General features: G+C 61.6%; 19 protein-coding genes. 7 read left to right on the top strand and 12 right to left on the bottom strand.

All coding sequences use genetic code 11. From position 1 onward, the window contains the following. Positions 1–610: 610 nt before the first annotated feature. Together Pan216_RS12750 and Pan216_RS12745 are read right to left on the bottom strand one after the other, a co-directional pair. Positions 611–1,810, bottom strand: a complete 1,200-nt coding sequence (locus Pan216_RS12750; protein ID WP_145258360.1) for a DUF3365 domain-containing protein — start codon at positions 1,808–1,810, stop codon at positions 611–613. Positions 1,811–2,691: 881 nt separating this feature from the next. Further along, entirely contained in the window at positions 2,692–3,633 is a 942-nt protein-coding gene (locus Pan216_RS12745) for a ParB/RepB/Spo0J family partition protein (protein WP_145258359.1), read from the bottom strand. 400 nt (positions 3,634–4,033) lie between these two features. Here Pan216_RS12745 and Pan216_RS12740 point away from each other — a divergent pair, with 400 nt between their 5' ends. Further along, on the top strand, positions 4,034–5,023 hold the full coding sequence (locus tag Pan216_RS12740) for a chemotaxis protein (protein WP_145258358.1): 990 nt from the start codon (positions 4,034–4,036) through the stop codon (positions 5,021–5,023). Between the two features lie 162 nt (positions 5,024–5,185). Here the strand turns inward: Pan216_RS12740 and Pan216_RS12735 are convergent, their stop codons facing one another. The 4 genes from Pan216_RS12735 to Pan216_RS12720 all read right to left on the bottom strand — a co-directional run bounded on the left by Pan216_RS12735 (position 5,186) and on the right by Pan216_RS12720 (position 11,739). Further along, on the bottom strand, positions 5,186–8,434 hold the full coding sequence (locus tag Pan216_RS12735; RefSeq protein WP_145258357.1) for an error-prone DNA polymerase: 3,249 nt from the start codon (positions 8,432–8,434) through the stop codon (positions 5,186–5,188). 418 nt (positions 8,435–8,852) lie between these two features. Next, complete coding sequence (locus Pan216_RS12730) at positions 8,853–9,827, bottom strand: DUF1559 family PulG-like putative transporter (RefSeq protein WP_419193596.1); 975 nt, start codon at positions 9,825–9,827, stop codon at positions 8,853–8,855. 207 nt (positions 9,828–10,034) lie between these two features. Then, entirely contained in the window at positions 10,035–10,991 is a 957-nt protein-coding gene (locus Pan216_RS12725; RefSeq protein ID WP_419193595.1) for a DUF1559 domain-containing protein, read from the bottom strand. 280 nt (positions 10,992–11,271) lie between these two features. Next, positions 11,272–11,739 carry a nucleotide exchange factor GrpE gene (locus Pan216_RS12720; RefSeq protein WP_145258354.1) on the bottom strand — a complete coding sequence of 156 codons (468 nt, stop codon included), beginning with the start codon at positions 11,737–11,739 and terminating at the stop codon, positions 11,272–11,274. 157 nt (positions 11,740–11,896) lie between these two features. Here Pan216_RS12720 and Pan216_RS12715 point away from each other — a divergent pair, with 157 nt between their 5' ends. Next, on the top strand, positions 11,897–12,316 hold the full coding sequence (locus Pan216_RS12715) for a hypothetical protein (protein ID WP_145258353.1): 420 nt from the start codon (positions 11,897–11,899) through the stop codon (positions 12,314–12,316). Between the two features lie 97 nt (positions 12,317–12,413). Here Pan216_RS12715 and Pan216_RS12710 read toward each other — a convergent pair whose 3' ends face one another. Further along, complete coding sequence (locus Pan216_RS12710) at positions 12,414–12,812, bottom strand: VOC family protein (RefSeq protein ID WP_419193594.1); 399 nt, start codon at positions 12,810–12,812, stop codon at positions 12,414–12,416. A gap of 152 nt (positions 12,813–12,964) precedes the next feature. Continuing rightward, the gene (gene waaF / locus Pan216_RS12705) at positions 12,965–14,062 is read right to left on the bottom strand and encodes a lipopolysaccharide heptosyltransferase II (protein WP_419193672.1); all 1,098 of its coding nucleotides are present in this window, start codon (positions 14,060–14,062) and stop codon (positions 12,965–12,967) included. Here waaF and Pan216_RS28325 point away from each other — a divergent pair. Beyond that, entirely contained in the window at positions 13,995–14,141 is a 147-nt protein-coding gene (locus tag Pan216_RS28325) for a hypothetical protein (RefSeq protein WP_419193716.1), read from the top strand. The genes waaF and Pan216_RS28325 overlap by 68 nt on opposite strands. 421 nt (positions 14,142–14,562) lie before the next feature. Here Pan216_RS28325 and Pan216_RS12700 read toward each other — a convergent pair whose 3' ends face one another. Beyond that, a complete protein-coding gene (locus Pan216_RS12700) occupies positions 14,563–16,089 on the bottom strand; it encodes a hypothetical protein (protein WP_145258350.1) in 1,527 nt (508 codons plus the stop codon). A 539-nt stretch (positions 16,090–16,628) separates the two neighbouring features. On the opposite strand from Pan216_RS12700, the gene Pan216_RS12695 reads away from it, so the two are divergent. The 4 genes from Pan216_RS12695 (at position 16,629) to Pan216_RS12680 (ending at position 20,340) form a co-directional block, all read left to right on the top strand. Then, on the top strand, positions 16,629–17,156 hold the full coding sequence (locus Pan216_RS12695; RefSeq protein ID WP_145258349.1) for a hypothetical protein: 528 nt from the start codon (positions 16,629–16,631) through the stop codon (positions 17,154–17,156). A 151-nt stretch (positions 17,157–17,307) separates the two neighbouring features. After that, on the top strand, positions 17,308–17,808 hold the full coding sequence (locus Pan216_RS12690) for a hypothetical protein (protein WP_145258348.1): 501 nt from the start codon (positions 17,308–17,310) through the stop codon (positions 17,806–17,808). 260 nt (positions 17,809–18,068) lie between these two features. Continuing rightward, on the top strand, positions 18,069–18,980 hold the full coding sequence (locus Pan216_RS12685; protein ID WP_145258347.1) for a carbohydrate kinase family protein: 912 nt from the start codon (positions 18,069–18,071) through the stop codon (positions 18,978–18,980). 37 nt (positions 18,981–19,017) lie between these two features. Further along, the gene (locus Pan216_RS12680) at positions 19,018–20,340 is read left to right on the top strand and encodes an amylo-alpha-1,6-glucosidase (protein ID WP_145258346.1); all 1,323 of its coding nucleotides are present in this window, start codon (positions 19,018–19,020) and stop codon (positions 20,338–20,340) included. Positions 20,341–20,685: 345 nt separating this feature from the next. Here the strand turns inward: Pan216_RS12680 and Pan216_RS12675 are convergent, their stop codons facing one another. The 3 genes from Pan216_RS12675 to Pan216_RS12665 are packed head-to-tail and all read right to left on the bottom strand — an operon-like array spanning position 20,686 to position 23,512. Beyond that, positions 20,686–21,984: a sulfatase family protein gene (locus tag Pan216_RS12675; protein WP_145258345.1), complete on the bottom strand. Its 1,299-nt coding sequence runs from the start codon at positions 21,982–21,984 to the stop codon at positions 20,686–20,688. Positions 21,985–21,993: 9 nt separating this feature from the next. After that, on the bottom strand, positions 21,994–22,899 hold the full coding sequence (locus tag Pan216_RS12670) for an alpha/beta hydrolase (RefSeq protein ID WP_145258344.1): 906 nt from the start codon (positions 22,897–22,899) through the stop codon (positions 21,994–21,996). Positions 22,900–22,918: 19 nt separating this feature from the next. Next, positions 22,919–23,512 carry an STAS domain-containing protein gene (locus Pan216_RS12665; RefSeq protein WP_145258343.1) on the bottom strand — a complete coding sequence of 198 codons (594 nt, stop codon included), beginning with the start codon at positions 23,510–23,512 and terminating at the stop codon, positions 22,919–22,921. Between the last annotated feature and the right edge of the window lie 171 nt (positions 23,513–23,683).

The raw sequence follows: 23,683 nt of genomic DNA, 5'->3' as shown, positions 1-23,683 counted from the left end.
GACCTGTGGCAGCAAGTACGGTCGGCCTGTGGCCCACCAGCAGCGAGTCTTGACCCACCATCGGTTCGTGTTAACCGTTCTGCCTCGGGTGCCATGCTCCACGCTTGCGTGGGCATGCAATGGGAATCCACGCTTGCGTGGGCATGCAATGGGAATCCACGCTTGCGTGGGCATGCAATGGGAATCCACGCTTGCGTGGGCATGCAATGGGAATCCACGCTTGCGTGGGCATGCAATGGGAATCCACGCTTGCGTGGGCATGCCGTCGGAGTCACACTTCCGAAAGTACGGTGGGCCCTTGGCCCACTAGGATTGCCAAACGACAGCTTTCCGAACTCGTCGCCCTGCTCTCCGGAGCCGCAAACGCGGCGGCATCGCGTAGCCTGGTACGTGAGTGCCAGGTAATCGTCACCGTACATCATCTAAGCCCCGAAGGGGCGGCACCCATCGAACGGCCTGTCCCGATGCCGTCGCTTCGCGACTTCGAGATGCAATGTCGCCTCGGACCTGGGGCTGACGCCACCAGGCTACGTGATACCGTCGCTTCGCGACTTTGGGCAATGGGTGGTTTCCTGCCTCCACGTCCCGTCTTCTTCCAACAGCCGCCCACTCACGTCGACGGCGTCTCTTCGCTCTCGACCACCACCGGCCGCTTGCGCCGCAGTTCGTAGGAGAAGGCTCCGAGCAGATCGCCTCGGCGGCCGTGATGACACTTGAGGCAGTTTTCGCCTGCTCGCAAGGAACCGAGCATGCGAACCGATGACTCCGTTTCCTCGACGACCAGGTCCTCTTCGAAGCGTAGCTTGTCCAACGCCTCCGTCTCGAACGCATCGAGCGGACGCCGAGGCGCATCGACAAGATCGTCCATCCGCGGAAGGTGCTTGGTCACATAGACGCTCGGTTCATCTCCTTTGAGTAGGCTCACCAGTTCGAGACGCGTCAGCACCCAGTTCCGAGCCGAGGCGGTGAACGACTTCCCTACCTTGGGAACCTCGCGAAAGTGATGGGGCTCGAAGCCAACGACATGGTCGCGGTTCTCAGCATAGCCGAGACTGTTAGGTTCGACGAAGTCGAAGACGCCATCTTGATGAAGTTGGAACAGCGTCGATTCCGCGAGGTCAGCCGCAAAATCGTCGGCGGTATCGGGCGAATAGGGACGCTCGGGCGACTCGGGTTCCGGCAAGCTCATTGGCTTGGAGTCCTTGTTCGGCGCAAGGGGGAGTCCCTTCCGAAACGCTCGCTTGAATGGCCCCATCCGCGTGACACCAAAACCCTCGCTAAGGATGAAGTGCTCCGCAGCGCGATCGTGAAGCCAATAGAAATAGAAAGTCTTGTCCGACTCGCGCCGCGTACGCCGTTCGAGGTCACTGATTCGGCGTCTCATTCCCATCGACAGTTGCAGCCAAGTCTGATCCTTCGGCAAATCGGACGTCTCACGCTCGTACGCGAGTCGCTCCGACACCGACACGAGGGGAAAGGTCCTTCTCGACGCCGCGAGAGCTTCCAGCCGACGACTGACCACGAAGCCCTGATAGGCGAAGCAACCGACCAACACCATGACGGAAACGGGAGCCAGAACGCGAAGGCGCCATCCCAGCCCCGCGTGTAACCCAGTGACGATCACGAGGGAAACGGCAAAGAGCCTCACGTCAGGCCCGAATCCCCACAACACCGACAACACGCCTAGTTCCCCGAGAGCGACCCAGAATGGGCGCCACTTCCCTTGCCAACATGCGGCAAGGAGCACCACACCGAGAATCACCAACGACACCACCAACGAGAACGCGAAACGTCCCATCACCATTGACATCGATGCTCCTCCCCTCCTTTTGCTTCCAATTCCCTTGGCTTAATAGTGCCAGGTATCTGTCACCCGACGACCTCCGAGACCTGAAGCACGCTTCCTGGGGCCGACGCCACCAGGCGACGCGAGGCCCTCGCTCACGGGACTTGGAAATATGGGGAACGAACCGCTGTCGACGGAGGCCGAGAACTGAGTGCGTGACCGATCCAAGACTCGCGAGCATGGTGACTCCCAGATGACAGTCGATGGGCGCGAACCAAACGGAAGACGTGCGGACGGCCGCGTCGGCGACGGGGACGACTTACTCATCTTGTACCATCAAAGGGAGTGATTCGCGTAGGAAATTCGCCGAGTGCCCATCAAGGAAGGGATCGAAGAGGAGCGTGAATCGCGCGGAAAAGGACTCATATTCGGACCGAAACGACGCCGATCTCATCAAAAAAGCGCCCGTTTTCATCCAAAAAGGTGCCGAAATGATGCGAAAGGAAGCGCTACAACGGGGTCCGGTTTCAGCCGTGATGAAAGGGGGAAACGTGGCCGGCAGAAAGTCCGGGGTAGCCCTTCCAACGGCCCCGGCCCACGGGGTAGACTCGCGACAGATTCCGGTCGCTCTCCGCCTGTTTGGGATCTGAAGCATGCCCACACAAGCGTGGTGCCCAATTGCATGCCCACACAAGCGTGGTGCCCAATTGCATGCCCACACAAGCGTGGTGCCCAATTGCATGCCCACACAAGCGTGGTGCCCAATTGCATGCCCACACAAGCGTGGTGCCCAATTGCATGCCCACACAAGCGTGGTGCCCAATTGCATGCCCACACAAGCGTGGTGCATGGCACCCAAGGCAAAGCGACGCGCGGAGTCACCTCATTAGCCGGGGCATCCGTCGTTACTGAGCGTGGCTGTGGCTGCCGAGTTGTCCCATCAGCCGCTCGAAGTCGTCGTTGGTCTCGAAGTGCAGGACGATCTTGCCTTTGTCCTGGCCCTTGCTTTGGATCTCGACCTTGGTGCCGAGACGTTGACGCAAGTCGTTTTCCAGTGAGAGGATGTGATTGGACTTGCCCGTGGCTTCCTCTTGCGGCTGCTCCTCGGGTTGAATCACTTCCCCGTCGTGGACCTCCTCGTCCTTGGGGACCATCCGCCGTTGACGCACCAACGCCTCGGTCTTACGGACCGAGAGGGCCTCGTCGATCACCTCTTGGTAGATGGCGATCTGCTCGACGGGGTCGTTGATGCCGAGGATGGCGCGGGCGTGGCCGAAGCTGATCTTGGCGTTGCGGACCGCGTCCTGGACGACGGGAGGTAACTCAAGGAGTCGCAAGAGGTTAGTGACTGTTGAGCGATCGACGCCGAGGTGCCCGGCGAGTTCCTCGTGGGTGGTGCCGAACTGCTGGACGTAAGCTTGGAAGGCTTCGGCCTTTTCCATCGGGTTGAGGTCTTGCCGCTGCAAGTTCTCGATGAGCCCGACTTCGGAGGCCTGCTGGTCGTTGATCGCAACAACGCGGGCGGGGATCTCGGCGTGCTCGGCCATGCGGGCGGCCCGCAGGCGGCGTTCGCCGGCGATGAGTTGGAAGCGGCCGTCGCCGACGGGGCGGACGACGATCGGTTGGACGACGCCATGCTCGCGGATGCTCTGAGAGAGCGCGGCCATCTCGCCGTCGGAGAAGTCGCGCCGCGGTTGGTAGGGCGACCCGTCGATTTGGTCGAGGGGGATGTAGCGCATCTCCCCGGCCGACTCGGTCACGACGTCTTCCCCGAGAGCCTCGGGATCAACGTCTTCGTCGAATCCCAACAATGACTGCAAGCCTCGTCCCAGTGTTTTGCGGACCATCCGTGCATCCTCTACGTGCATTTTAGGGCGTCGGAGCCGGCGCCAGCAATCACGACCCGCCGCACTCCTTTGCCGCGGGGAATCCCTTCCCCTGTTTGATCGGCGCCCTCGCGGAACTGATATCACCGAATCTCGCCCGGCAATCGGCACAAAAGCGAGGGGCCGTCCAAATGTATCGGCTTTCCCGGCGAGGACATGGAGAGAGTTGCGAAAAGAAGCAAATTCGAGCGAAGATTGGCAGGAACTTGAACCAAATCGGGCGGCTTGCCCGAGGTTCCTCTAGGGAGGAAGCCGACAATCGCTCCCGTCGGAAAGATCGGTGCGACGGCCTCCATCGCCAAAATGACGTATTATACTATGACTGTATCAATCATCTCGAACCACCTGGGGAACCTGGAGCATGCGAAGTTTTGATGTCAAGCAAATGCTCCTGGAAAAGGACATCTTGCTCGAGGCGGGGACCAACGAGCTCGAGGTCCTCGTCTTCAGCCTCGATGGAAGACCGTACGGGATCAACGTCGCCAAGGTCCGCGAGGTGATTTCGCCGCCGACGGTTCATCGCATGCCGTCGAGTCACGAGTCGGTCGAAGGAGCGTTCCGGCTTCGCGATCGCGTGATTCCCCTCATCAATCTAGCACGCTTTCTCGGGATGGAGTCGAGCGTCGCGCCCAAGGACTCCCGCATTGTCGTCACCGAGTTCAACAGTGTGCTCAACTCGTTTCGCGTCGACGACGTGCGGCGGATTTACCGCGTTTCCTGGGATCACATCGAGCCGTTGCCAAGCATTCCGGAGTTTTCCGACACGCCAATCACCGCGGTCACGCGAATCGATGACGTCATCACGCCAATGCTCGACTTCGAGATGATCGTCGACCGGATTCACGCGTTCTCCGGGCTGCGTCCCGAAATCACTCCCGTCACCGACGCGGGCCATCGCCAGGGGCGTCACATCGCGATCGCCGAGGACTCCGTCACCGTCCAACAACTCATCTCGGACACGCTCACGACGGCGGGTTACGAGAACGTGGTGATCTTCAACAACGGGCTCTCGTTGTGGGAGTGGCTCGAGGCCCAGGCCGCCGATGGCCCGGAAACGCTGTCCGACCGCATCGACGTCGTCATCGCCGACATCGAGATGCCGCGAATGGATGGCTTGCACCTGACCAAGCGGGTGCGCGAACATCCGGTGCTTGGCGGGCTGCCGATCATCATCTTCTCGTCGTTGATCACTCCCGACAACCTCAAGAAGGGCAAGTCGGTCGGGGCCACGATGCAGATCAGCAAGCCGGAGCTTTTTCACGTCGTCACCATCCTGGACGACTTGCTTTCGGGAAGAGTCGCCGAGGAAGAGGCTCGAGCAACCTCGAGCATGCCCGCACGAAGCGGCTAACAGTCCGTTGATTTAAGAGGGCCGCTCGTAGCCGGCATCGAATAGATCAACGGCTGCTAGGGTACTGTTCCAACTTGATGGCTGTGTTGGTCTCGCCCGAACCTTTTGGCACTGGCTGACGAGCAGCCAGTGGCACCCTGAATCGTAGTTGGACCGAGGCGGCTAGCGATAGTCCCGCGACTTGACGCGCACGTCGGCCAAGAGAGACGAGACGTCCTTGATCGTGTGGGTGATGACGTGGATCACCCCCTGCTCTCGCTCAAGGATGCCATGGGCCAACATCGCCGGCGCCCGCCGTGCCGAATGATGCTGACGCTCCCACGTCTTCAGATAGACCACGAGGTTCGCCACCCCGGTCTCGTCCTCGAGCGTCACGAAACGAATCCCCTTGGCGGTCCCCGGCTGCTGACGCATCAAGACCAACCCCGCCACGCGCACCGGCTTCTTATTGGGATAGGTCTTGAGGTCGACGGCGCGAACGACGCCGAGATCATTGAGCCGCTCCCTGATGAAGCCGAACGGATGTTGACGCAGCGAAAGCCCCGCCGCCCGGTAGTCGGCGGCGACCTCTTCATACTCCGACAAGGAAGGCAACGCGGCCGGACCACTATCCGCCTCAAGGCCCGCGAAGAGGGGCGGTTCCTCTCCCTGGGCCAAGGCCTCCCACAACCCGGCCCGGCGATCGAGCTTGAGCGATCCGAGAGCGTCGGTCCGAGCCAATCGCGTCAACTCCCTCTTCGAGAGTCCACCGCGCCGACCGAGGTCCTTCAGCGAGCGAAAGAGCCCCTGCTCCGTTCGGGTGCGCACCATCTGCTCGATCCGTGCCTTCGAAAGACCTTTGCTCAAGCGAAGCCCTAGGCGGAGCGCCCACGGCTCAAGCCCTAGGCGGAGCGCTCGCGGCTCAAGCCCTAGGCGGAGCGCCCGCGGCTCCTGGTTAGGACGCGATTGCTCCTTGTGCCCCTTGGACTCGAGGGTCATGTCCCAATCACTACGGTTGACGTCGATGGGGCGAACTTCGACCCCATGGTCGCGCGCGTCGCGGATGAGCTGGGCGGGAGCGTAGAAACCAAGCGGCTGGCTGTTGAGCAGTGCCGCGGTGAAGACCGCCGGGTAGTGCCGCTTGATCCAGGCCGAGACGTAAACCAACAGCGCGAAGCTGGCAGCATGCGATTCGGGAAAGCCGTACTCGCCGAAACCGCGGATCTGGTTGAAGACCCGCTCGGCATACTCGAGAGTGAAGCCGTTGGCCTTCATCCCCTCGACGAGCTTGCGATGAAAGCGATCGATCACGCCGGTCTTGCGCCACGCCCCCATCGCGCGGCGCAGTTGGTCGGCCTCGCCCGGAGTGAAGCCGGCCGCGACAACCGCCAGGCGCATCGCCTGTTCCTGGAAGATCGGGACACCGAGAGTCTTTTGCAGAACGTCGCGCACCGCGTCGCTCGGGTAGTCGACCTCTTCGTCGCCCATCCGACGACGCAAATAGGGATGGACCATGTTTCCCTGGATCGGGCCGGGACGGACAATGGCGACCTCGACCACCAGGTCGTAGTAACAGTTCGGCTTCAGACGCGGCAACATCGCCATCTGCGCCCGGCTTTCGACCTGGAAGACGCCGATGGTGTCGGCTTCTTGGATCATCGAGTAAACCGCCGGATCCTCGGGCGGGACCGTGGCGAGCGTGAGCTGACGTCCCTCGTGCCGGGCGATCAACTCGAAGGCCTTGCGGATCGCGGTCAGCATCCCGAGTCCCAGGCAGTCGACCTTGAGGATGCCCAGCGCGTCGAGATCGTCCTTATCCCATTGGATGACGGTGCGATCGGGCATCGCGGCGTTCTCGATCGGAACGAGTTCACACAAAAGCCCGCGCGTCATGACCATGCCACCGACGTGCTGCGAGAGATGACGCGGGAAGCTGAGTATCTCCGCCACCAGCCGCTGGAGCCGTTGGCCGAGCGGCGACTCGGGATCGAGACCGGCCCGATGAAAGCAAGTGGCGAGTTCGTTCTCCTGGCCGCGACCATCGAAAGCCTTCGACAAGGTGTCGATGCGGTCGAGCGACAACCCCAGCGTCTTGCCGAGATCGCGAACCGCCGAGCGTGGTCGATAGGTGATCACCTCGGCCGCCATGCCGGCCCGCTCACGGCCGTACTTCTCGTAAATGTACTGCAACACCTCCTCGCGGCGCTCGTGCTCGAAGTCGATGTCGATGTCGGGAGCCTCGTCGCGCTCACGGCTGACGAAACGCTCGAAGAGCAGATCGATGCGGGCTGGGTCGACGGAAGTGACTTCCAAGCAGTAGCAGACGGCGGAGTTCGCGGCCGAGCCCCTCCCCTGACAAAGGATCCCGCGCGAGCGGGCGTAGCGAACCAGGTCCCAGACCGTCAGGAAGTACGCCTCGTAATGGAGGTCCTCGATCAGCTCCAACTCGTGCGTGAGGAGTCGGTGGACCTTGTCCGAGATCCCCTCGGGGTAACGCCGCGCCGCTCCCTCCCACGTCAGCCTCTTGAGGAACTCCATCGGGGAGAGCGCCTCGTCGGTGAGCATCTCCTCGGGATACTCGTAACGCAGTTCGTCGAGCGAGAAACGACAGCGCGAGGCGACGTCGACGGTCCGGGCGATCGCGTCGGGATAGCGGTGGAAGATCCTCGCGATCAGCTCGCGCGTTTTAAGGTACCGCTGACTGTTGGGAAAGAGAGACTCCCCCGCTTCGGCGACAGGGAGGCCCTGACCAATCGCGACCAGACAGTCGTGCAAATCCTGACGTTCGGGGACGTGGTAGTGGACATCGCCGGCGGCGACCATCGGAACCCGGGCCCGCTTGGCCGTCGCCGCGATCCGATCGAGATAGCCCTCGTCGTCGGGGCCGCGCCAAGGTTCCGCAAGGGCGTGGCAGCGATCGCCAAAAAGCTCCCGATAGCGCGACAGCTCCCTGGCGTGGTCGGCCGGGGGATCGTGCTCGGCCGGGGTGAGAACCCCAACAAGCAGCCCTTCGTGCCACGCGGCGAGGTCATTCCACGCGAGGTCGCACTCCCCCTTCGGCGCCCGGCGGCGTCCCAAGGTCAAGAGCTGACAGAGCCGCCCGTAGGCCGCGCGGTCGGTCGCCCAGAGGACGGCCGGGGCGGCATCGGCGGGAGTGATCTCGGCCCCGATGAGAAGTGGGAGATCCGCCTCCTTAGCCGCGACATGGGCGCGCACCACCCCCGCGAGGCTCGAGCGATCGGTGACCGCGATCGCGGTATAGCCCAAGAGCGCCGCCTGGCTCACCAGTTCGTCGGGGTGCGAGGCTCCTTCCAGGAAGGAGAAGTTCGACTTGGCATGCAACTCGGCATAAGCCGGCCCCAAGGCCTGACAGGACGACCTCACGGGACGGACGATCGGGACCGCGCGTTTCGCATCCGGCAGTTCGGGCATGGCTCGCCTCGGCAATGAAGACCCGAGACAAGAATAGTGAACAAAAGAACACTATTCAAGAAAAGAATTCGCGAATGGGTGCAGCGGGGTCGCGATGTCGCCCCTTCGGGGCTTCGGAGTTGGTGGGATGACAGGCACCTGGCACTGACGTACCAGGCTACGTGCTGGCGCCGCGATTGCGGCTTTGGGCAAAGGCGAATCCGGAAATGGTGGGCCACAGGGCCATGTTCGACCCCGGTACCTCGGCACTGGCTGACAAGGAGGCGGCACCCTCTTGACACTTAGAAACAGATCAACCCGTAGGTCCGGCATTTGCCTGACGCAAACGCCTTTCCGTGCCCAAGAGTCAGGCAATGGCCTGACCTACGGGAAGGCGGCGGAGAGCTCGTTGCGATGGGTGGCGGGCGAAATGTTCGACTCAATAGCCCTCGACGATCTCGCCGCCGGAGATCGACACGAGGGGCGCGACGACGTCGTCCAAATCGACGTTTTCACTTAGAAACCGGGTCGCACCGTCGGCGAGGAGGATGTGTCCGCCGCCGGGATGAAAGCTTCCCGCAGCCCACGCGTAACCGCCGGGCCCGCTGTTGTTCCACGGCGCGTTCATCGCGTAGGAGGGATTTGCCGGCTGTAGATAGAAGGTCCAGCTACCCGCGTTCCAGAATGGCCCGAAGCCGCCATAGTTGTCTTGAGTGGTGGCACTGGAGGTCTTGTCCATGCGATTTTCGATCAGGAGCATGGTCTTGCTGGTGCCGTCGACGATATCGCGCATCCGGGCCGAGCCATTGGTGCCGAGAGCGCCCCGAAGCGTGGAGGCATTCGTCGACCAGTCCCCGTAGGTGGCTCCGTTCGTGTAGGCGGGAACGCCATAGCTACTCCTCCACGCCCCGTCGACATCGTAGGTTCCCCCGCCAATAGTCCCGCGATTGGGACTGCCGTCGGAGGGGCACTGGAAGATGTTGAGCTGCCGTTCGGCGATGTCGAACTGGTCCGTTCCCGTAATCGTACGATTGCAGGACCCGCCGGAGTGTCGGCCGCTGTTGCTCGGTTCGCTGAAGTTGTAGCGATCGTAGAGGGCGACCTGATCCAAGTAAGGAAGGAGCATCTGAAAGCAGGTGTGGTTGAGGATATTACCTCCGGTGGGAATGAAATTGTCGCAGCCGGAGTGACCGGGGTTGATGAGCGCGGGCGGGAAGGTGCCGTGGCTCTCCTGGTAATTCTGAAACGCGATCCCGAGCTGCTTGAGGTTGCCGGTGCACTGCATGCGCCGGGCCGACTCGCGGGCCTGCTGGACGGCGGGAAGAAGCAGGCCGACCAAAACGCCAATGATGGCGATGACGACGAGGAGTTCGACGAGCGTGAACGCGCGATAGCTGCGTTGCGACGAGTTCATGAAGCCATCCTTGCGGCAATGGACGATCGATTGCATGGAGTCTCTCGGAGCGATGCTTGCCGGAGACCAGGTTCCGCCCACGAGGGAGGGAACCCTAGATGTCACGTGACATCAACAAGAGACACTTCTTCGAAGCATTCGGGCCGGTCCGTAGCGACGAGAAGATTCGGAGCAATGAGAGGAACGACGCGAACGAGACCTCGGGGCTCAATAGCCCTCGACGATCTCCCCGCCGGCGACCGAGATCAGCGGCGCGACGACTTCGCCGAGATCGACGTTCTCGCTCAGGAAGCGAGTCGCCCCATCGGCGAGGAGAATATGCCCCCCACCGGGATGAAAGCTACCCGCCGACCACGCGTAGCCGCGAACGCCACTGCCGGCGGCGGTGTGGGGCGTGTTGAGCGCGTAGAGCGGACTGGACGGCTGAATGAAGAAGGTCCACGTCCCGTTGTTCCAGTACGGCCCGTAGGATGCACTGGTCTTGTCCATCCGGGTCTCGATCAGGAGCATCGTCTTGCTGGTGCCATCGATGATGTCCCGCATCCGAGCAGCGCCGTTGGGCCCCAGAGCCCCCTTACGAGAGTCGGTGACCCCGCCCCACGATCCCCCCCAGGAGCCGTTGGTGTGACTGGCGACGCCGTAGCTGGTCCTCCAGGCGCCGTCGGCGTCGTACCAACCACCTCCGTAAGTGCCGAGGCTCGAGTTGGGTTCGGAGGGACATTGAAAGACGGCCACTTGGGACTCGACCAGGTCGTGCTGATCGGTCCCGGTGGTGGATCGATTGCACGACCCGCCATTGTGAATACCGCTGCTGCTGGGGAGGCTGAAGTTATACCTGTCGTAGATATTGGACTGGTCGAGATAGGGCAGAAGCATCTGGAAGCAGGTGTGGTTGAGGATGGTCTCCCCCACCCCGATCGCGGCATCGCAGCCGGAGTGCCCCCCATTGATGATTCCCGGCGGAAGGGTACCGTGGGTCTCCGCGTAGTTGTGGAAGGCGACACCAAGTTGCTTGAGGTTGCCGGAGCACTGCATGCGCCGGGCCGACTCGCGGGCTTGCTGGACGGCGGGCAAGAGCAAACCGACCAACACCCCGATGATCGCGATCACGACCAGAAGCTCGACGAGGGTGAAGGCGCGACGGCGAAAGACGTTCGAATCCACAGATGTTCTCCCTAACGCGACAGCGGACCTTGCCATCAGCCACAGCGACGATCGTGCCAAAGGTGAACGAAATGACGTGCGATTGCTCTAATCCCTTGTGAGGACTGCAAAAGATGCTACCGAATGATGTCTCGTGACATCAAGAAGAATTTCTCGAGAGCGGCCAAACGACGCAGACTTGCCACCTCTCTAGGCAACCGGTGGCGACGACACTGGCGAGGAAAAACCACTGATTCAGTGCTGGAATTGAGCAATTTCGAGAGCGAGATCAACCACGATCTCAGCCCTGTCGGGAGACGCCGATCTTTCTGAGGCGAGCGCCCTTAAAACCGAGTCCGCGGGCGCGAACGACCACGGATTCGCCCGCCGTCAGCCCGGCGTCACGAGGAGCATCGTGAAGATTCGGATCGAAGGGGACTTCCGCTCCGAGGGTGCCGGTCGTCTCGAGCCCATGGAACTGGAGCGTCTCGAGGAGCTGATCGACTGGTTGTTCCAAGTGGTCGTGGCCGCGAGAGTCGGCGAGCAACCGGGCCAGAATGGGAGTGAGATCGCGAAAGAGCGGAAAGAAAGCATCATACGTGGCGGCATCGATGCGGGCCTGCTCGCGCAGGCGTGAGCGCTCGGAGGCTTCGCTCAGCGTCGCGACCGCGAGCCGGGCTTCGTCGAGTTCCTTGCGGAGTTCGGCGACCTCCCGTTGGAGGCTTTCGATCCGTTTTCCCGCGAAGAGTTGCTCGAGGTAGCGGCCCATTGGTTCTCCTTCACCCATCCCCAGTTTCCGTCCCCTGCCCGGCAATCGGTTGTACGAAGCTGGCATCTGTTGGCCGAGCAGAAGGCCGCCGGAGACAAGCCGGAAAGCGCGAGCTATGATCGAATCAGCGTTCGATCACCTTCCCATGGAAAACGCGATGAACGAAGTCCTCGTCTTGAGTGTCGCCAAACTGGAACAGGAGGGAGTCCTCTCCTCGACGTCGACGCACGGCAAGTCGCTTGAGTTCCGCGGCGAGTCGGGCGCCTCGATCTTCACGGCCCGACTCGACCTGGATTGGAGTGACGCCGAACGGGGGCTCCTAACGCTTCGATTCCAAGGAGGAGCGACGTCGGCAACGTTCCGAATCGACGCCGTTCGTGGCGACGGGACAGCGAGCGGCGAATCCTCCTGGTGGATGATCTGCCCGGCCACGAAGGGAGGAGCCCCTTGCGGACGCCGCGTCGCGAAACTCTTCCTCCCCTCTGCCGGCGGAAGCTTCGGCTGCCGTTTCTGTCACGGACTGAGTTACGGAGCGATGCCGCGCGAGCAGACGCGTACGGACAGGGGCGGAGCCTGAGCGAAGCACTTGGAGTGAGTAGCGTTCTCCGCATGCCCACGCACGCGTGAGCATCGCACCCGAGAGCTTCTCGGCAATGAATCAGCCAATCAACGCACTAGTTGAGTTCCTTGATGGAAGGATAGGTGCCGAGTTCGATGTGATTGCCGTCGGGATCGTTGAAGAAGATCTGGACGGTTCCGCTGCCGCGCTGGACCTTCCGATCGTACGCGATGCCATGGGCTTGCAGACGCCGTTCGCACTCGTCGATATCGGCGACGTCGAACGCGAGGTGATCGCTACGGCTGAGGATCTCGCCTTCGCCCTGGGTCTTGTCGCCCTCAATCAAGTGAACCATCACCCGGTCGTTGGTGAGCCACGCCCCAGGGTAGGTCAAGTCGGGCCTCCACACCTGCCGAAACCCCATCACGTCGCGGTAGAACGCAAGCGCGGCATCGACACTCTTGGTCAGTCGGGAGATGTGATTCACGGAGATCAGATCAAGCGGTTCAGGCAACGTGGACTCCTTCAGCAAATGTCGCCGACGTTCCGTTGAGCGTTTGCACGGGCGATCGGTGCATTCGCTGATCTCGCTGGCTGATCAGCGGGACCCGAATCAGGAACGGTCGCGGCGACACTCGATTGGTATAGAGGCTCCGAGCGTGGGAGTCACGCGGCCTCGTCGCGGGAGAGGGGAGCCGAACGGGAAGGAAGATCGATGCCCTGCAAAATGGGCAAAACCCTATCGGTGGTGAGGTCCTTCATGCAGTCGAGCCGGTCGCACTGCCGCAAGTAGCTGGCGCGACAGTCGACGCTCGTCTGCACGACGCGATGTCCACCTCCGAAGGGAGCGGCCCGTTCGGGAGACGTGCAGGTGAAAACGGAAACCGTCGGGGTCCCGACGGCGGCCGCGACATGCATCGGTCCACTGTCGTTGGTGAGCATCACGTCGCAGGCATCGAGGATCGCAACCAACTCACGCAAACTGGTCTTTCCAGCGAGATTGCGGTGAGGACGATCGAGCTTGGCCACCAAACGCTCGGCGACATCGACCTCATCGGGTGCCCCGAGGACGACACAGGAACCGGGCCGATCGCCGAAGTAGCGGTTCGCCGCTTCCGCAAAGCGTTCGGCGGGCCAACGTTTCGTGTCCCAACGACTTCCAGGATTCAGCGCGAGCAAAGGGCCGGGCAAGCCGTCGAGCAGTTCCTTCGCCCGCGCTTGCTCCTCAACCGAAATGCCGAGTGGAAAAGTCTTGGGCCAATGGCCGACGCCGAGCAATTCGGCAACCCGCCAGTAGCGGGCGACCGCCGGTTGCTGTTTCGGCAGATCGTTGACGACATGGGTGTAGCTCAGCGAAGCCCCTTCACGGGACGAGGCAAGCCCGATCCGAAGCGAAGCGCCGCTCGCCCAGGTCATCAGGCCGCTGCGAAAGAGTCCCTGAAGGTCGACGACCAGATCGAAGTGCTTCGCGTGTAGGTCCTTGAGAAAAGCCCGAAGGCGATTGAGCGACCCGACGCCGACGCTTCGGAAGTGATCTCGTTCGAAGGGAATGACCTCGTCGAGACCTTCCACCGGTTCAATCAGGGAGACGTAGGAAGAGTTCACAACCCAGGAAATCTTCGCCCGCGGAAATCGACAACGAAGCGCAGCCAAGATAGGCAACGACTGAATCACGTCCCCGAGCGAACTCGGCTTGATGAGACAGATGCGCCGTGCGTGGACGGTGCTGAGCGGAGCCGGCTGCAAGTATGACGTCAGTTCCATGGCGCTGGCAGGATATGCCAACGCGGCAGTTTCGCCGCAAGAGGAGTTGAGCCAAGGAATCTGGTTGAGCGACTTTTGACTGGTGGCTCGTGGTTTGTCAGATCCAAGAGTTCGGGCAGCGCTGACTGCTTGTCAGCCAGTGCCCAAGGGTTTGGGTTGCACGAACGCCAACGTCAAGCTGGAGCAGTGTACTAACGTCCAGATTGGCAGGTTGTTCACATTAGATCTCGGCACCCAGATCGTGCGGAAGATTCCCCGATCACAGGCGTTTCCCCCATGCCCACGCTCGCGGTGGGACCTTACCGCATGCCCACGCTCGCGGTGGGCATGGCACCCAAGAGTCACTTGGATATTGAATTGACCAATCAGGACACTAGACCGCCCATGCTGATACGAAGCGATCGCCGCGTTCTGGGCAACGGACTGGGCGTCAAGAAACGCCAAAACCCGCCGACCCACAGGGTGATCGACGGGTTTGAGGGTTGCGGTCTCCGGTCGACTTACCAGCCGCGACGCATCCGGCGTTGCTGACGACGGTAGGCCTTCTGAGCCTTCCGCATCGCCTTCTTCGACGAGTAGACCCGATGGGGTTGATGGTAGCGAGTGGCGGTCGGGGTCACGTAACCACCGGCGTGGACAACGTAGCCCGAGGAATCCGACGCGTAGGCCGCGACCTGACGAATCGGCTGATGGACAACCTCCTCGTACACGACCGGCGTGGAGCTATGCCCGCTGACGACCACCTCTTCGTAGACCACCGGCGAGGTGCTGGTCTCGCTGACAACCACCTCGTCGTGCGAAACCGACGCGACACTCGTCCCGACCTCTTCGTCGGTCTCGGTCGCCATCGCGACTTCGGTCACCTCTTGCTCCTCGGGGGCGGAGTCGGCGGAGGCCAGCGCGGTCGGAGCGGCGCTCGGCGTCGAGGCGACCCCGAAAGCTCCGAAGGCCGACGCGAACGAGAGCTGCTTCACTTGACGTCGAAGGTTGAGCAAACTGGCGACGCAGTTGGTTTTGTCTCCCTTGCAGACCTCGACCCGGTCGATCAAGCATCGGCCATTCTCATGGCTGGCGTGGATGCGAACGACGCGATCGGGATAGGAGATCTCCGCCGTGCGACCGTCCCCGAGGATCTCCAAGCGATCGCGCTCTCCTTCCATCTTGAGGGGGAAGTTCGCCTCTGACTTGGCCTCGGTGAGCAGTTCACGCAGTTGTCCGTCGGCGACGAAGTCCTTGGGCTCGTGCTGCGAGGGGTTCTTGACGAACTCGCCGAAGGAGCTGACCCGGGCCAGCAGCGGCAGCGATTCGCGGAAGGACGCGATCTCGACGTCGGCACCGCGAACGGAGTAGTCGTGCACACGCCAACCGCCCTGGCGATGCAGGGTGAAGGTCGCTGTCCGTGGCGAACCGGTCGGTCCGACGACGCTGGTTTGGACGATCGCTTGGGAACCGTGGAAGCGAACCCGCGGCTTGAGATTGGGGTCGATCGGCGGCAGTTGGCTTCGGATCTGGTTCAGTTCCGTGGCGGAGAGCTGGCGGAACGAGTGGCGGAAGTCGCCGGTGATCGAATCGTGGAAGGACGAGCCGCCGCGATTCTTGAGGTCGACCATGAACTCGCGAGCGGTCAGCGAGACGTCGAGGTAGGACTTGAGCGAGACGTTCTGCCCGTCCATGTTCTTGCGGATGTCGGTGACGCGCCAGTTGAATCCGCGCCCGACGAGCACAAGCGTGCAAGGTCCGTCCGGGGTGCTGATGGTGACGGTGCCGTGTCCGTTGCCCTTGCTGCTGGAGAGCACGCGGGCGTCGCGATAGCGCGGAAGCGTGACGAATGCCTCGCGTGGCATTCGCGCCCACTGCCGACCGAAGTCGGACGTCGTCACCCCGAGCATCGCTCGCTGGTTTCGCGTCTTCCAAGCATCGCCGTACTTCTTGCAGGCGAGCTTCATTCCAATGTTCAGGCCTGCACGCGCCATGGCGGGCGATACGCACGCGACGGCAAGTGACATTACGAGTAATCGATGAGCCATGAGCCCCTCCCTAGTCTCATGCGGCCAACTGCTCAACGATACCCGGACTCATTCGTCATTCGGTATCCCTTGCCTTTTGCCGCCGTTAAAGATCGCTTGGAGGGATATCGACGGGGATCGGGCAATGACTGTCCAGGCAATCGTTTCTTTGTGATGAAATGATCTGTCAAAGGGACGGTCCTGTCGGCTAAGCAGAGATGAGGGATCACGCCCGACCCCTTCGCGGGTAGCAAAGATGTAGAGATGGAGGAACACAACTTTTTGCGATCGCGTGAATCAGTTTTTCTTCTCGGAATGAGGTTCCGATTGATTCCGACTCTCGACTTGTCCGGTCTTCACGATCAGTCGTTTCGTCCCGCCTGAAACATCTATGTCGGCAGGGCTTCGCGGGCACTTTTTGCCGATTGTTCGAATTCCGCAATTTAGAGAACCGAAGGGCGACGATTTGCCCGAAAAGCTGACGCATCTTTCCTGGCCTATGTCCATTTCGTCATTAGACTCGGCGTTGCAAACATCACTGATGGCCGAGGACTCACATCATGGACCGACGCTTGGCAGGCCTCTCCGCGCTGCTCTCTTTCGCGTTTCTGACCGCCGAGGCGCCTGCCGACTGGCCGCCGCCCTACACGCTGACGGAGATGCAGCCTCCGACCGCTTCGGACTGGATTCAGCTACGTCTCAAACGCGAGGCGCGGGCACGAGCTCGCTGTGGGCTTCCGCCGCGGAAGCCGGTCATGATCCCCGGCGACACGATCTACTTCCCCTGCCCCGAGTGCCGCGAACCGGGTCGGCCGCCGCACATGAGCTTCCAGGGAACCTACGGCTACTTCTATCCGACTCCCTACTACATCCCGGCTCAACCGAAATGGTTGCTCATCGATCCCCTTTGCCCGACGTGTCGTTCCCCGCATAGCCCGACCTACCGCTACGACGTGACGAGCAATTCCAAGACATTGGAGGAATCGAGTGAAGTCCGCCCGGCCTTCGCTCAGACAGCGGCTAAGCTTGCCGTGTCGACGACCATCGATCGTCACGATAGCGACGCGCCAGCCGACGCTGACGACTGAGCCGACGCCTTTCTCCTTGGGAACCGCGGCCGGAACCGCTTTGCTCGTCAATCCTCGTCGTGATTGACCAAAGTGACCGCTCCGCGCCACCTCGAGTGCCAGAAGGTTTCGCTCGCGACGCACGACCGGCCTCACGAGGGAAGGTTTCCCGATGAAACGTACACTGCTTGCCATCGCGCTGGCTTTCTGCTCCGGTTGCTCCACGTGCCCCACGGCGAGCATCGCCGACACCTTTTTCCCACAGCGCGGGATGTGCCCCTCGTGCGCTCCTCCCAAGAAGAAGTGCGGCTGCCATCTCTTCTCGTGGCTGCATCACAAAAAGAACAAGGAAGCGCCTCCCGTCGGGGTCGTGCCGATGCCTCAAGCCGGCCCGGCGCCGGTGATGGTGGCGCCCGGCACCGTGCCCATGCAGACGCCGATGCCCCAAAACGCACCGCTCGTCGCCGAAAGCCCTCAGAAGAAGGGAATCTTCGGTTGGCTGCACAAACACAAGCACAAGAAGCAGGATTGCCCCACGTGCAACCAGGGTTCCGCGGTCGCGCCGTTGTTGCCGCCCGATCAGGGAGCGGCTCCGTTGATGATGCCGCAGCCGCAGCAATACATGCCCCCAACGAACTCCTGCCCCACGTGCGCGTCCCCCGGTGTTGGCTAGCAGTCCGTTGACCTAAGCGGGCCAAGGCGAGAACGAGCCATGTTGGCCAAGATCGAGGAGAAGGAACGCAGGCGAATCAGTAGATTCGTCGAGTTTCGTCGACGCGGAGATTGGTCAAGAGGGCCGTTGGGAGCCGGCAGCGAATAGATCAACGGGCTGTTATGGGCCCGTCCGATAGAATGAGAGCCGTCTGACTCGCGCGGCAATGCCATGCGGCGCGAATCGCCATCTGCTTCTCGTTTCCACATTGGACCGGCACCATGACAACTGAACGGCCCACCGTCATCGGGCTAGGCGAGGTACTTTGGGACTGCTTTGACGAATCGCGACGCCCCGGCGGCGCTCCCGCGAACGTCGCGTTCCAAGCCAATCAACTCGGCGGCCACGGTCTGGTCTGCTCCCGCGTTGGCGACGACGCGCTTGGAAGCGAACTCATTGACTACCTCCGCGAACACGGCCTCTCCCCCGAGACACTTCAGGTCGATTCGACCCATCCGACCAGTACGGTGACCGTCGACACGTCTCAGGGTGGCGATCACCCCAAGTATGTGATTCACGAAGGAGTGGCGTGGGACCATCTGGCTTGGACCGACGCTTGGACGAGTGCCTTCACCAAGGCGTCGGCGGTCTGCTTTGGGACACTCGCCCAGCGGTCTCCCGAGTCGCGAGCGACCATCCGCACCGCCCTGGCCTCGGTTCCCGAGGACTGTTTGACGGTCTTCGACGTCAACCTCCGCCAAGCGTGGTACGATCAGGAAACGATCGAAGAATCGCTCAAGCTCAGTCGCGCGATGAAACTCAATGATGACGAAGTGAAAGTCATCTCCGGACTGCTTGGGCTGTCAAGCGAACTCGGGCCCTTCTGCGAGGCGATGATCGAACGGTATGGGATCGAACTGGTTTGCGTGACTCGCGGCGCGGAAGGATGCGTGCTCGTCTCGGCGGACGGGTTGGTCGATGTGCCGGGGAAGCCTGTCGAGGTGGTCGATGCCGTGGGGGCCGGGGATGCATTCACCGCGGCCCTAATCGTCAAGAGAGTTCAAGGTTGGCCGGTCGAGTCGGCCGCGACGTTCGCCAACGAAATCGGCGGTTTGGTCGCCTCCCACGCGGGAGCGATGCCTGATCTGCGAAACCAGCTTGCCGACCTCAAGGCCAAATACTCCCCGAGCTAGCTCAACGCGCTAGCCACCTGTCCGATAGGAAGAGAGCATGTTCGACAAACACAACGTCCCCGAGGAACCCCTCTTCTCGCCGTCGGAATACCAGGAGCTCAGCCTAGAGGAACAATCCTTTCTGCAGACGGCCTACAACAAGGCGGTCGACGGACTACGGCGAAACATCACCCCGATGGGCTTTTCCGCCTGCTCGCTCGAGGACAACGACGTTCATGGCACCGACTCGAACTATCGTTCGGTCTGGGGACGCGACGGTGCGAAGGTCGTGATCTGGTCGTTGGAACGCAGCGATCCCGACATCCGCGAATGTTCCGCCAGCACCCTGCGAACTCTGTTTCGCCATCAATCGCCCACGGGCCAGATTCCGACCCATGTGCTGATCGATACCGACACGCCCGAGTACAGTGGCGTCGGCAACATCTGTGGTGTCGACAGCGTCATGTGGGCGGTCATCGCGATGTACCGCTACGCCGCGGAAGTGGGTGACTGGGAAATCGTCGAGGAGAACGCCGGCAAGATCCAGCGGGCGATGGACTGGCTGAGCGCTCACGACTCCAATAACTGCGGCATGCTCGAGATCCCCGAGGCGGGCGACTGGATGGACTTGTTCGCCCGCAGCTACCACGTCCTCTACGACGAAGTGATCTGGTATCGCTGCCTGATCTGTTACAGCCGGGTGCTCGAGCACTTGGGGCAGCCCGATCGAGCCAACGACTATCGCCAGTGGGCCGACCATGTCCGCGAGGTGATCGTCCGAAACTTCTGGCCCTCGACGCAGGCGGAGTGGGAGAAGAGCGGTACCAGCTTTACTTCGACGCAGATTTCGCTCGGCGACTCGCGCTATCTCGTGGCCGAACTCTCACCGTTCAGCTTTAGTTGGCGTTGCGATGTCTACGCGAACATCCTCGCGTACATGGACAACCTCGTCGACAAGGACAAGGCGATGCGGACCTTCCACTTCCTCTGGGGAGTGGGCGCCAACGAGCCACACCCGGTCAAGGCCCTCTATCCCCCGGTCCAGGCCGGCGATCCGGAATGGCGGTCGTACTTCACCGTCAACCTGCTGAACCTGCCGCATCACTATCACAACGGCGGTATTTGGCCCTTCATCGGGGCGCTATGGGTTCGGTATGTCCACAAGTTGGGGATGACCGATCTCGCCCGGCGGGAGTTGGTCAAGCTCGCCCGCATGTGCGCGATGGGCATCACGCACGAGTGGGAATTCAACGAATGGCATCATGGGCTGACCGGCAGACCCATGGGGAAGGCCTACCAAGCATGGAGCTGCGCGGGCTTCATCCAAGCATGCCACGATGTCTTGTTGGACCCGAACCAAGTTGACGACGACGTCGAGTAGACCGTTGGGTGAAGTCCTCTCACCCACTCTCTTCCGTAGGTCAGGCCATTGCCTGACACGCAAGCCAGTTGATTCCCTCTCGCGTCGTGGTCCGTCTCGTACTAAATGTCAGGCTCTCCACACCTCTCCTTGGGGAGAGGTCGGCGAGCGAAGCGAGACGGGTGAGGGAGACTCCAGCTCAAGAAATCGAGGCTCGCTCGCGAATGGGCCCCCCTATTCCCTCTCCCGCGGGGAGACGGGAACCCGAAAGCCTGACACTTTCGCGTCGATCCACCGGTAGGTCAGGCCACTGCCTGACACGAGCGCCAATTCGCCCTCCGGGTGGGTCAAGACCCACCCAACGTTCTACGTCGAGGGGTTCCACCACTCGTCGAGACGACGCTGGAGGTCGTCGAGCTTGTCCTTCGACTTCGCGTCATCGACGAGGTTGTGCTCTTCCTTAGGATCGGAGGCGAGATTGAAGAGCATGTCCTTCTCGTTCGGGTCGGCCGAGTCGATCAATTTCCAATCGCCATGCCGAACCCAACGGTAGTAGAGATCCTTGGGAGGGTTGCCGAGCGTCGAGGCGTCATGGGCGAAGATCTCCCCGAAGACCGCGTCGCGCTTGAGCGGAGTCCCCTTCTCCATCAGCGGCAGCAAGTTCACCCCTGGCATCGAGCCCGTCTTTTCGCCGAAACCACACGCAGTGAGGACGGTCGGAACGATGTCGATGCTGTTGACCAGATCCGGATACTCCTTCGGCGGAATGTGCCCCGGCCAACGGAACATGATCGGCGTGCGAACTCCTCCCTCGAAGGGAGAACGCTTGCTCTTGGGAGCGTAGCGGGGCCTCTTGCCCGTCGTGTCAGTGATCCACCCGTTGTCGATGACGAAGACGACGATGGTGTTATCGGCCAGCCCGCGTTTCTCGAGCGAGCCCATCAACTCCCCGACCGTTTCGTCGAACCAGGTGCACATCGCCGCGTAGTTGGCCTGGTGTGGGTGCATTCCGGCGTCGAGATAGTGCTTGAGCAATCGTTGCGGCGGCTTGTAAGGGGTATGCGGCATAAAGGGGGCATACCAGACGAAGAATGGCTTCTGGCCAACGTCGTCGAGGAAGTCCTCAATCGGCTGCATCCCGTCGCGACCGATGGTCAGCCCCAAGTCACCGTGCCGGCCGCGAAGCATCCCGAGCGTCGGATGCCGATCCGCCCGACTGGGGTCGCCGTGGGTCATGCCGTCGGTGAATCCGGCGTTGCGGTAGTTTCCTTCCCAGAACTTGCCCGTCTGTAGGCACCGATAGCCCGCTGATGCCAGAAGCCGCGGCAACGTCGGGGTTTCCTTGATGAACTTCTCGGCGGACTGTCGAGGGCCTCCCTTCGGCGGGTCGTTGAAATGGACCCCGTGCTGATGGGGATAGAGCCCCGTCAGAAGCGTCACCAGCGACGGACGACACAGGCTGTTGGGCACGTAGCCGTTGGGAAAGGTCGCCGACTGCTTGGCGAGGCGGTCGATATTCGGCGTCTTGATCGTTGGATGACCCATGAATCCGAAGTCGGAGTAGGCTTGGTCATCCGAGACGATCATGACGACATTCGGAGGAGCTTGCTCCTTCGTGTCGGCACCGGAAGCGACGAGGAGAAGAGAGAAAAGCAGTGATGTCATGCGAGGCGCTCAGTTCTGTTCAAGCAACCCGTGCCGCCCCATCCAGTCGTTGAGCCGGTCGGGCCATGTCCCGAGGACGGGATCCTTCTGGGCTAGGCCGAACCCATGCTTGCCGTCCTCGTAAATGTGCAACTCGGCGGGAACTCCCGCTCGACGCAAAGCCAAATAGTACAGGATGCTTTGCTCGGGAACGACCCCTTTATCGTTGTTGCCGTGAACCAGGAAGGTCGGCGGCGTCTCCTTCGTCACCTGCTTCTCCGAGGAGAGCTTTTCGGCAAGTTCCGGATCGGGATCGGGGCCGAGCAAGTTGCGCTTCGACCCCTTGTGCGTCCGGTCGGTCATGCTGATCACCGGATAGACGAGAATCGAGAAATCGGGACGAGAACTTGCCCGATCGATCGGATCGGTCGACGCCGCGTCCCCCGCGTCAAAATGGGTCGAGGCGGTCGAGGCGAGATGACCTCCCGCGGAGAACCCCCAAACGCCGATTCGATTCGGATCGACGCCGTACTGGCTCGCGTTCGCTCGAACGAAACGCAGTGCCCGCTTGACGTCCGTCAATGGCCAGGGATGGTTGTAGCGCGGTCCCAACCGGTAGCGAAGAACAAAGGCGGCGATCCCCCGCTCGTTAAGCCAGTTGGCGATGTCGAGGCCCTCGTGCCCCAGAGCCAAGTGACCGTAACCACCGCCTGGGCAAACGACAACCGCCGAACCGGTCGCCTTCTCCTTGGGCGGGAGATAGATCTGCACGCTGGGAACGTCCTTGGGCTCCGATCCCTTCGCCCCCGGCACCTTTCCGTCGGGCCAGAGATTGACGATCGGCGCCTGGTCGGCGTCGGACGCTGCCCCCCCTGCCCCGACACAGGCCAACAGTCCGCCAACTACCCAGAAACAGTACGTTCCGGCAGATCGCATTCGCCGCATGGAGATCCCCTCAGTCGTCGTTGTTCTTGTCTTGATGAGAGCCATCGAAGTCGAGCAGTTCATAGACGTCGGTCTCGGTGAGTTCCTTCTTGACCGAGTCCTCCTCGATCATTTCGACGGCGGCGTCGAAATCGTCGTCCTCTTCCGGCTCGCCCAAGTCGGTCGTTTCCGCGTCCGAGGGTTTCGGTCGAGACGGTGCCTCCTCGAGATCCTCTTCCACGTCTTCTTCGTGCTCGAAGGCGGTAATCGCCGACTGCCGATCGGGAAAAATGGGAAATCGCTGATCGAAGCCTGGGACGGAAAAGACCGGCTCGATCTCATCGCCGACTCGGCAAAGGTGCATCTTCCCGTTGCGACGATGGAGGCGTTCCTGGACATTCACCAGGACCCCGACACCGGCGCTGGAAAGGTACGTGACTCCACGGAAGTCGATGAGGAACTTGCCGCTGCGGTGGGCGAGCAGATACTTGCGAAGTTGCAGCTTGATCGCGTCGGTCATCGGAAGACCGCTGATCCGAGGGCGCATGAACGTGACGACGAGCACGTCCCCAACTTCCTCGATCACGAGAAACTCGCGTTTGGCTTGTTCTCGATTGCCTAACATGGCCTGTCGGTCGTTTCCTCTGTTCGGAAGGATCTGTAGGAGTATCGCGCGGAGGCCCGATGCTCGTCGCGCTAGATTAAATTACCAAAACCTCGCCAACGTCATCAGTAGTTGGCGAACTTTTCGCTGAGCAAAAAGATTCGCAATGTGAAAAATCGCTGTCATCGGGGA

It is taken from the genome of Kolteria novifilia (assembly GCA_007748055.1).
GTDB lineage: Bacteria > Planctomycetota > Planctomycetia > Kolteriales > Kolteriaceae > Kolteria > Kolteria novifilia.
The sequence above is the reverse complement of the archived record's forward strand: the minus strand, read 5'-3'. Positions and strand labels throughout refer to the sequence as shown.

Coding starts and splice junctions, on each gene's coding strand:
- Pan216_RS12750 (WP_145258360.1), bottom strand. CDS start 1,810: ATGTCAATGGTGATGGGACGTTTCGCGTTCTCGTTGGTGGTGTCGTTG.
- Pan216_RS12745 (WP_145258359.1), bottom strand. CDS start 3,633: ATGGTCCGCAAAACACTGGGACGAGGCTTGCAGTCATTGTTGGGATTC.
- Pan216_RS12740 (WP_145258358.1), top strand. CDS start 4,034: ATGCGAAGTTTTGATGTCAAGCAAATGCTCCTGGAAAAGGACATCTTG.
- Pan216_RS12735 (WP_145258357.1), bottom strand. CDS start 8,434: ATGCCCGAACTGCCGGATGCGAAACGCGCGGTCCCGATCGTCCGTCCC.
- Pan216_RS12730 (WP_419193596.1), bottom strand. CDS start 9,827: ATGAACTCGTCGCAACGCAGCTATCGCGCGTTCACGCTCGTCGAACTC.
- Pan216_RS12720 (WP_145258354.1), bottom strand. CDS start 11,739: ATGGGCCGCTACCTCGAGCAACTCTTCGCGGGAAAACGGATCGAAAGC.
- Pan216_RS12715 (WP_145258353.1), top strand. CDS start 11,897: ATGAACGAAGTCCTCGTCTTGAGTGTCGCCAAACTGGAACAGGAGGGA.
- Pan216_RS28325 (WP_419193716.1), top strand. CDS start 13,995: ATGAGACAGATGCGCCGTGCGTGGACGGTGCTGAGCGGAGCCGGCTGC.
- waaF (WP_419193672.1), bottom strand. CDS start 14,062: ATGGAACTGACGTCATACTTGCAGCCGGCTCCGCTCAGCACCGTCCAC.
- Pan216_RS12700 (WP_145258350.1), bottom strand. CDS start 16,089: ATGGCTCATCGATTACTCGTAATGTCACTTGCCGTCGCGTGCGTATCG.
- Pan216_RS12695 (WP_145258349.1), top strand. CDS start 16,629: ATGGACCGACGCTTGGCAGGCCTCTCCGCGCTGCTCTCTTTCGCGTTT.
- Pan216_RS12690 (WP_145258348.1), top strand. CDS start 17,308: ATGAAACGTACACTGCTTGCCATCGCGCTGGCTTTCTGCTCCGGTTGC.
- Pan216_RS12685 (WP_145258347.1), top strand. CDS start 18,069: ATGACAACTGAACGGCCCACCGTCATCGGGCTAGGCGAGGTACTTTGG.
- Pan216_RS12680 (WP_145258346.1), top strand. CDS start 19,018: ATGTTCGACAAACACAACGTCCCCGAGGAACCCCTCTTCTCGCCGTCG.
- Pan216_RS12675 (WP_145258345.1), bottom strand. CDS start 21,984: ATGACATCACTGCTTTTCTCTCTTCTCCTCGTCGCTTCCGGTGCCGAC.
- Pan216_RS12670 (WP_145258344.1), bottom strand. CDS start 22,899: ATGCGATCTGCCGGAACGTACTGTTTCTGGGTAGTTGGCGGACTGTTG.
- Pan216_RS12665 (WP_145258343.1), bottom strand. CDS start 23,512: ATGTTAGGCAATCGAGAACAAGCCAAACGCGAGTTTCTCGTGATCGAG.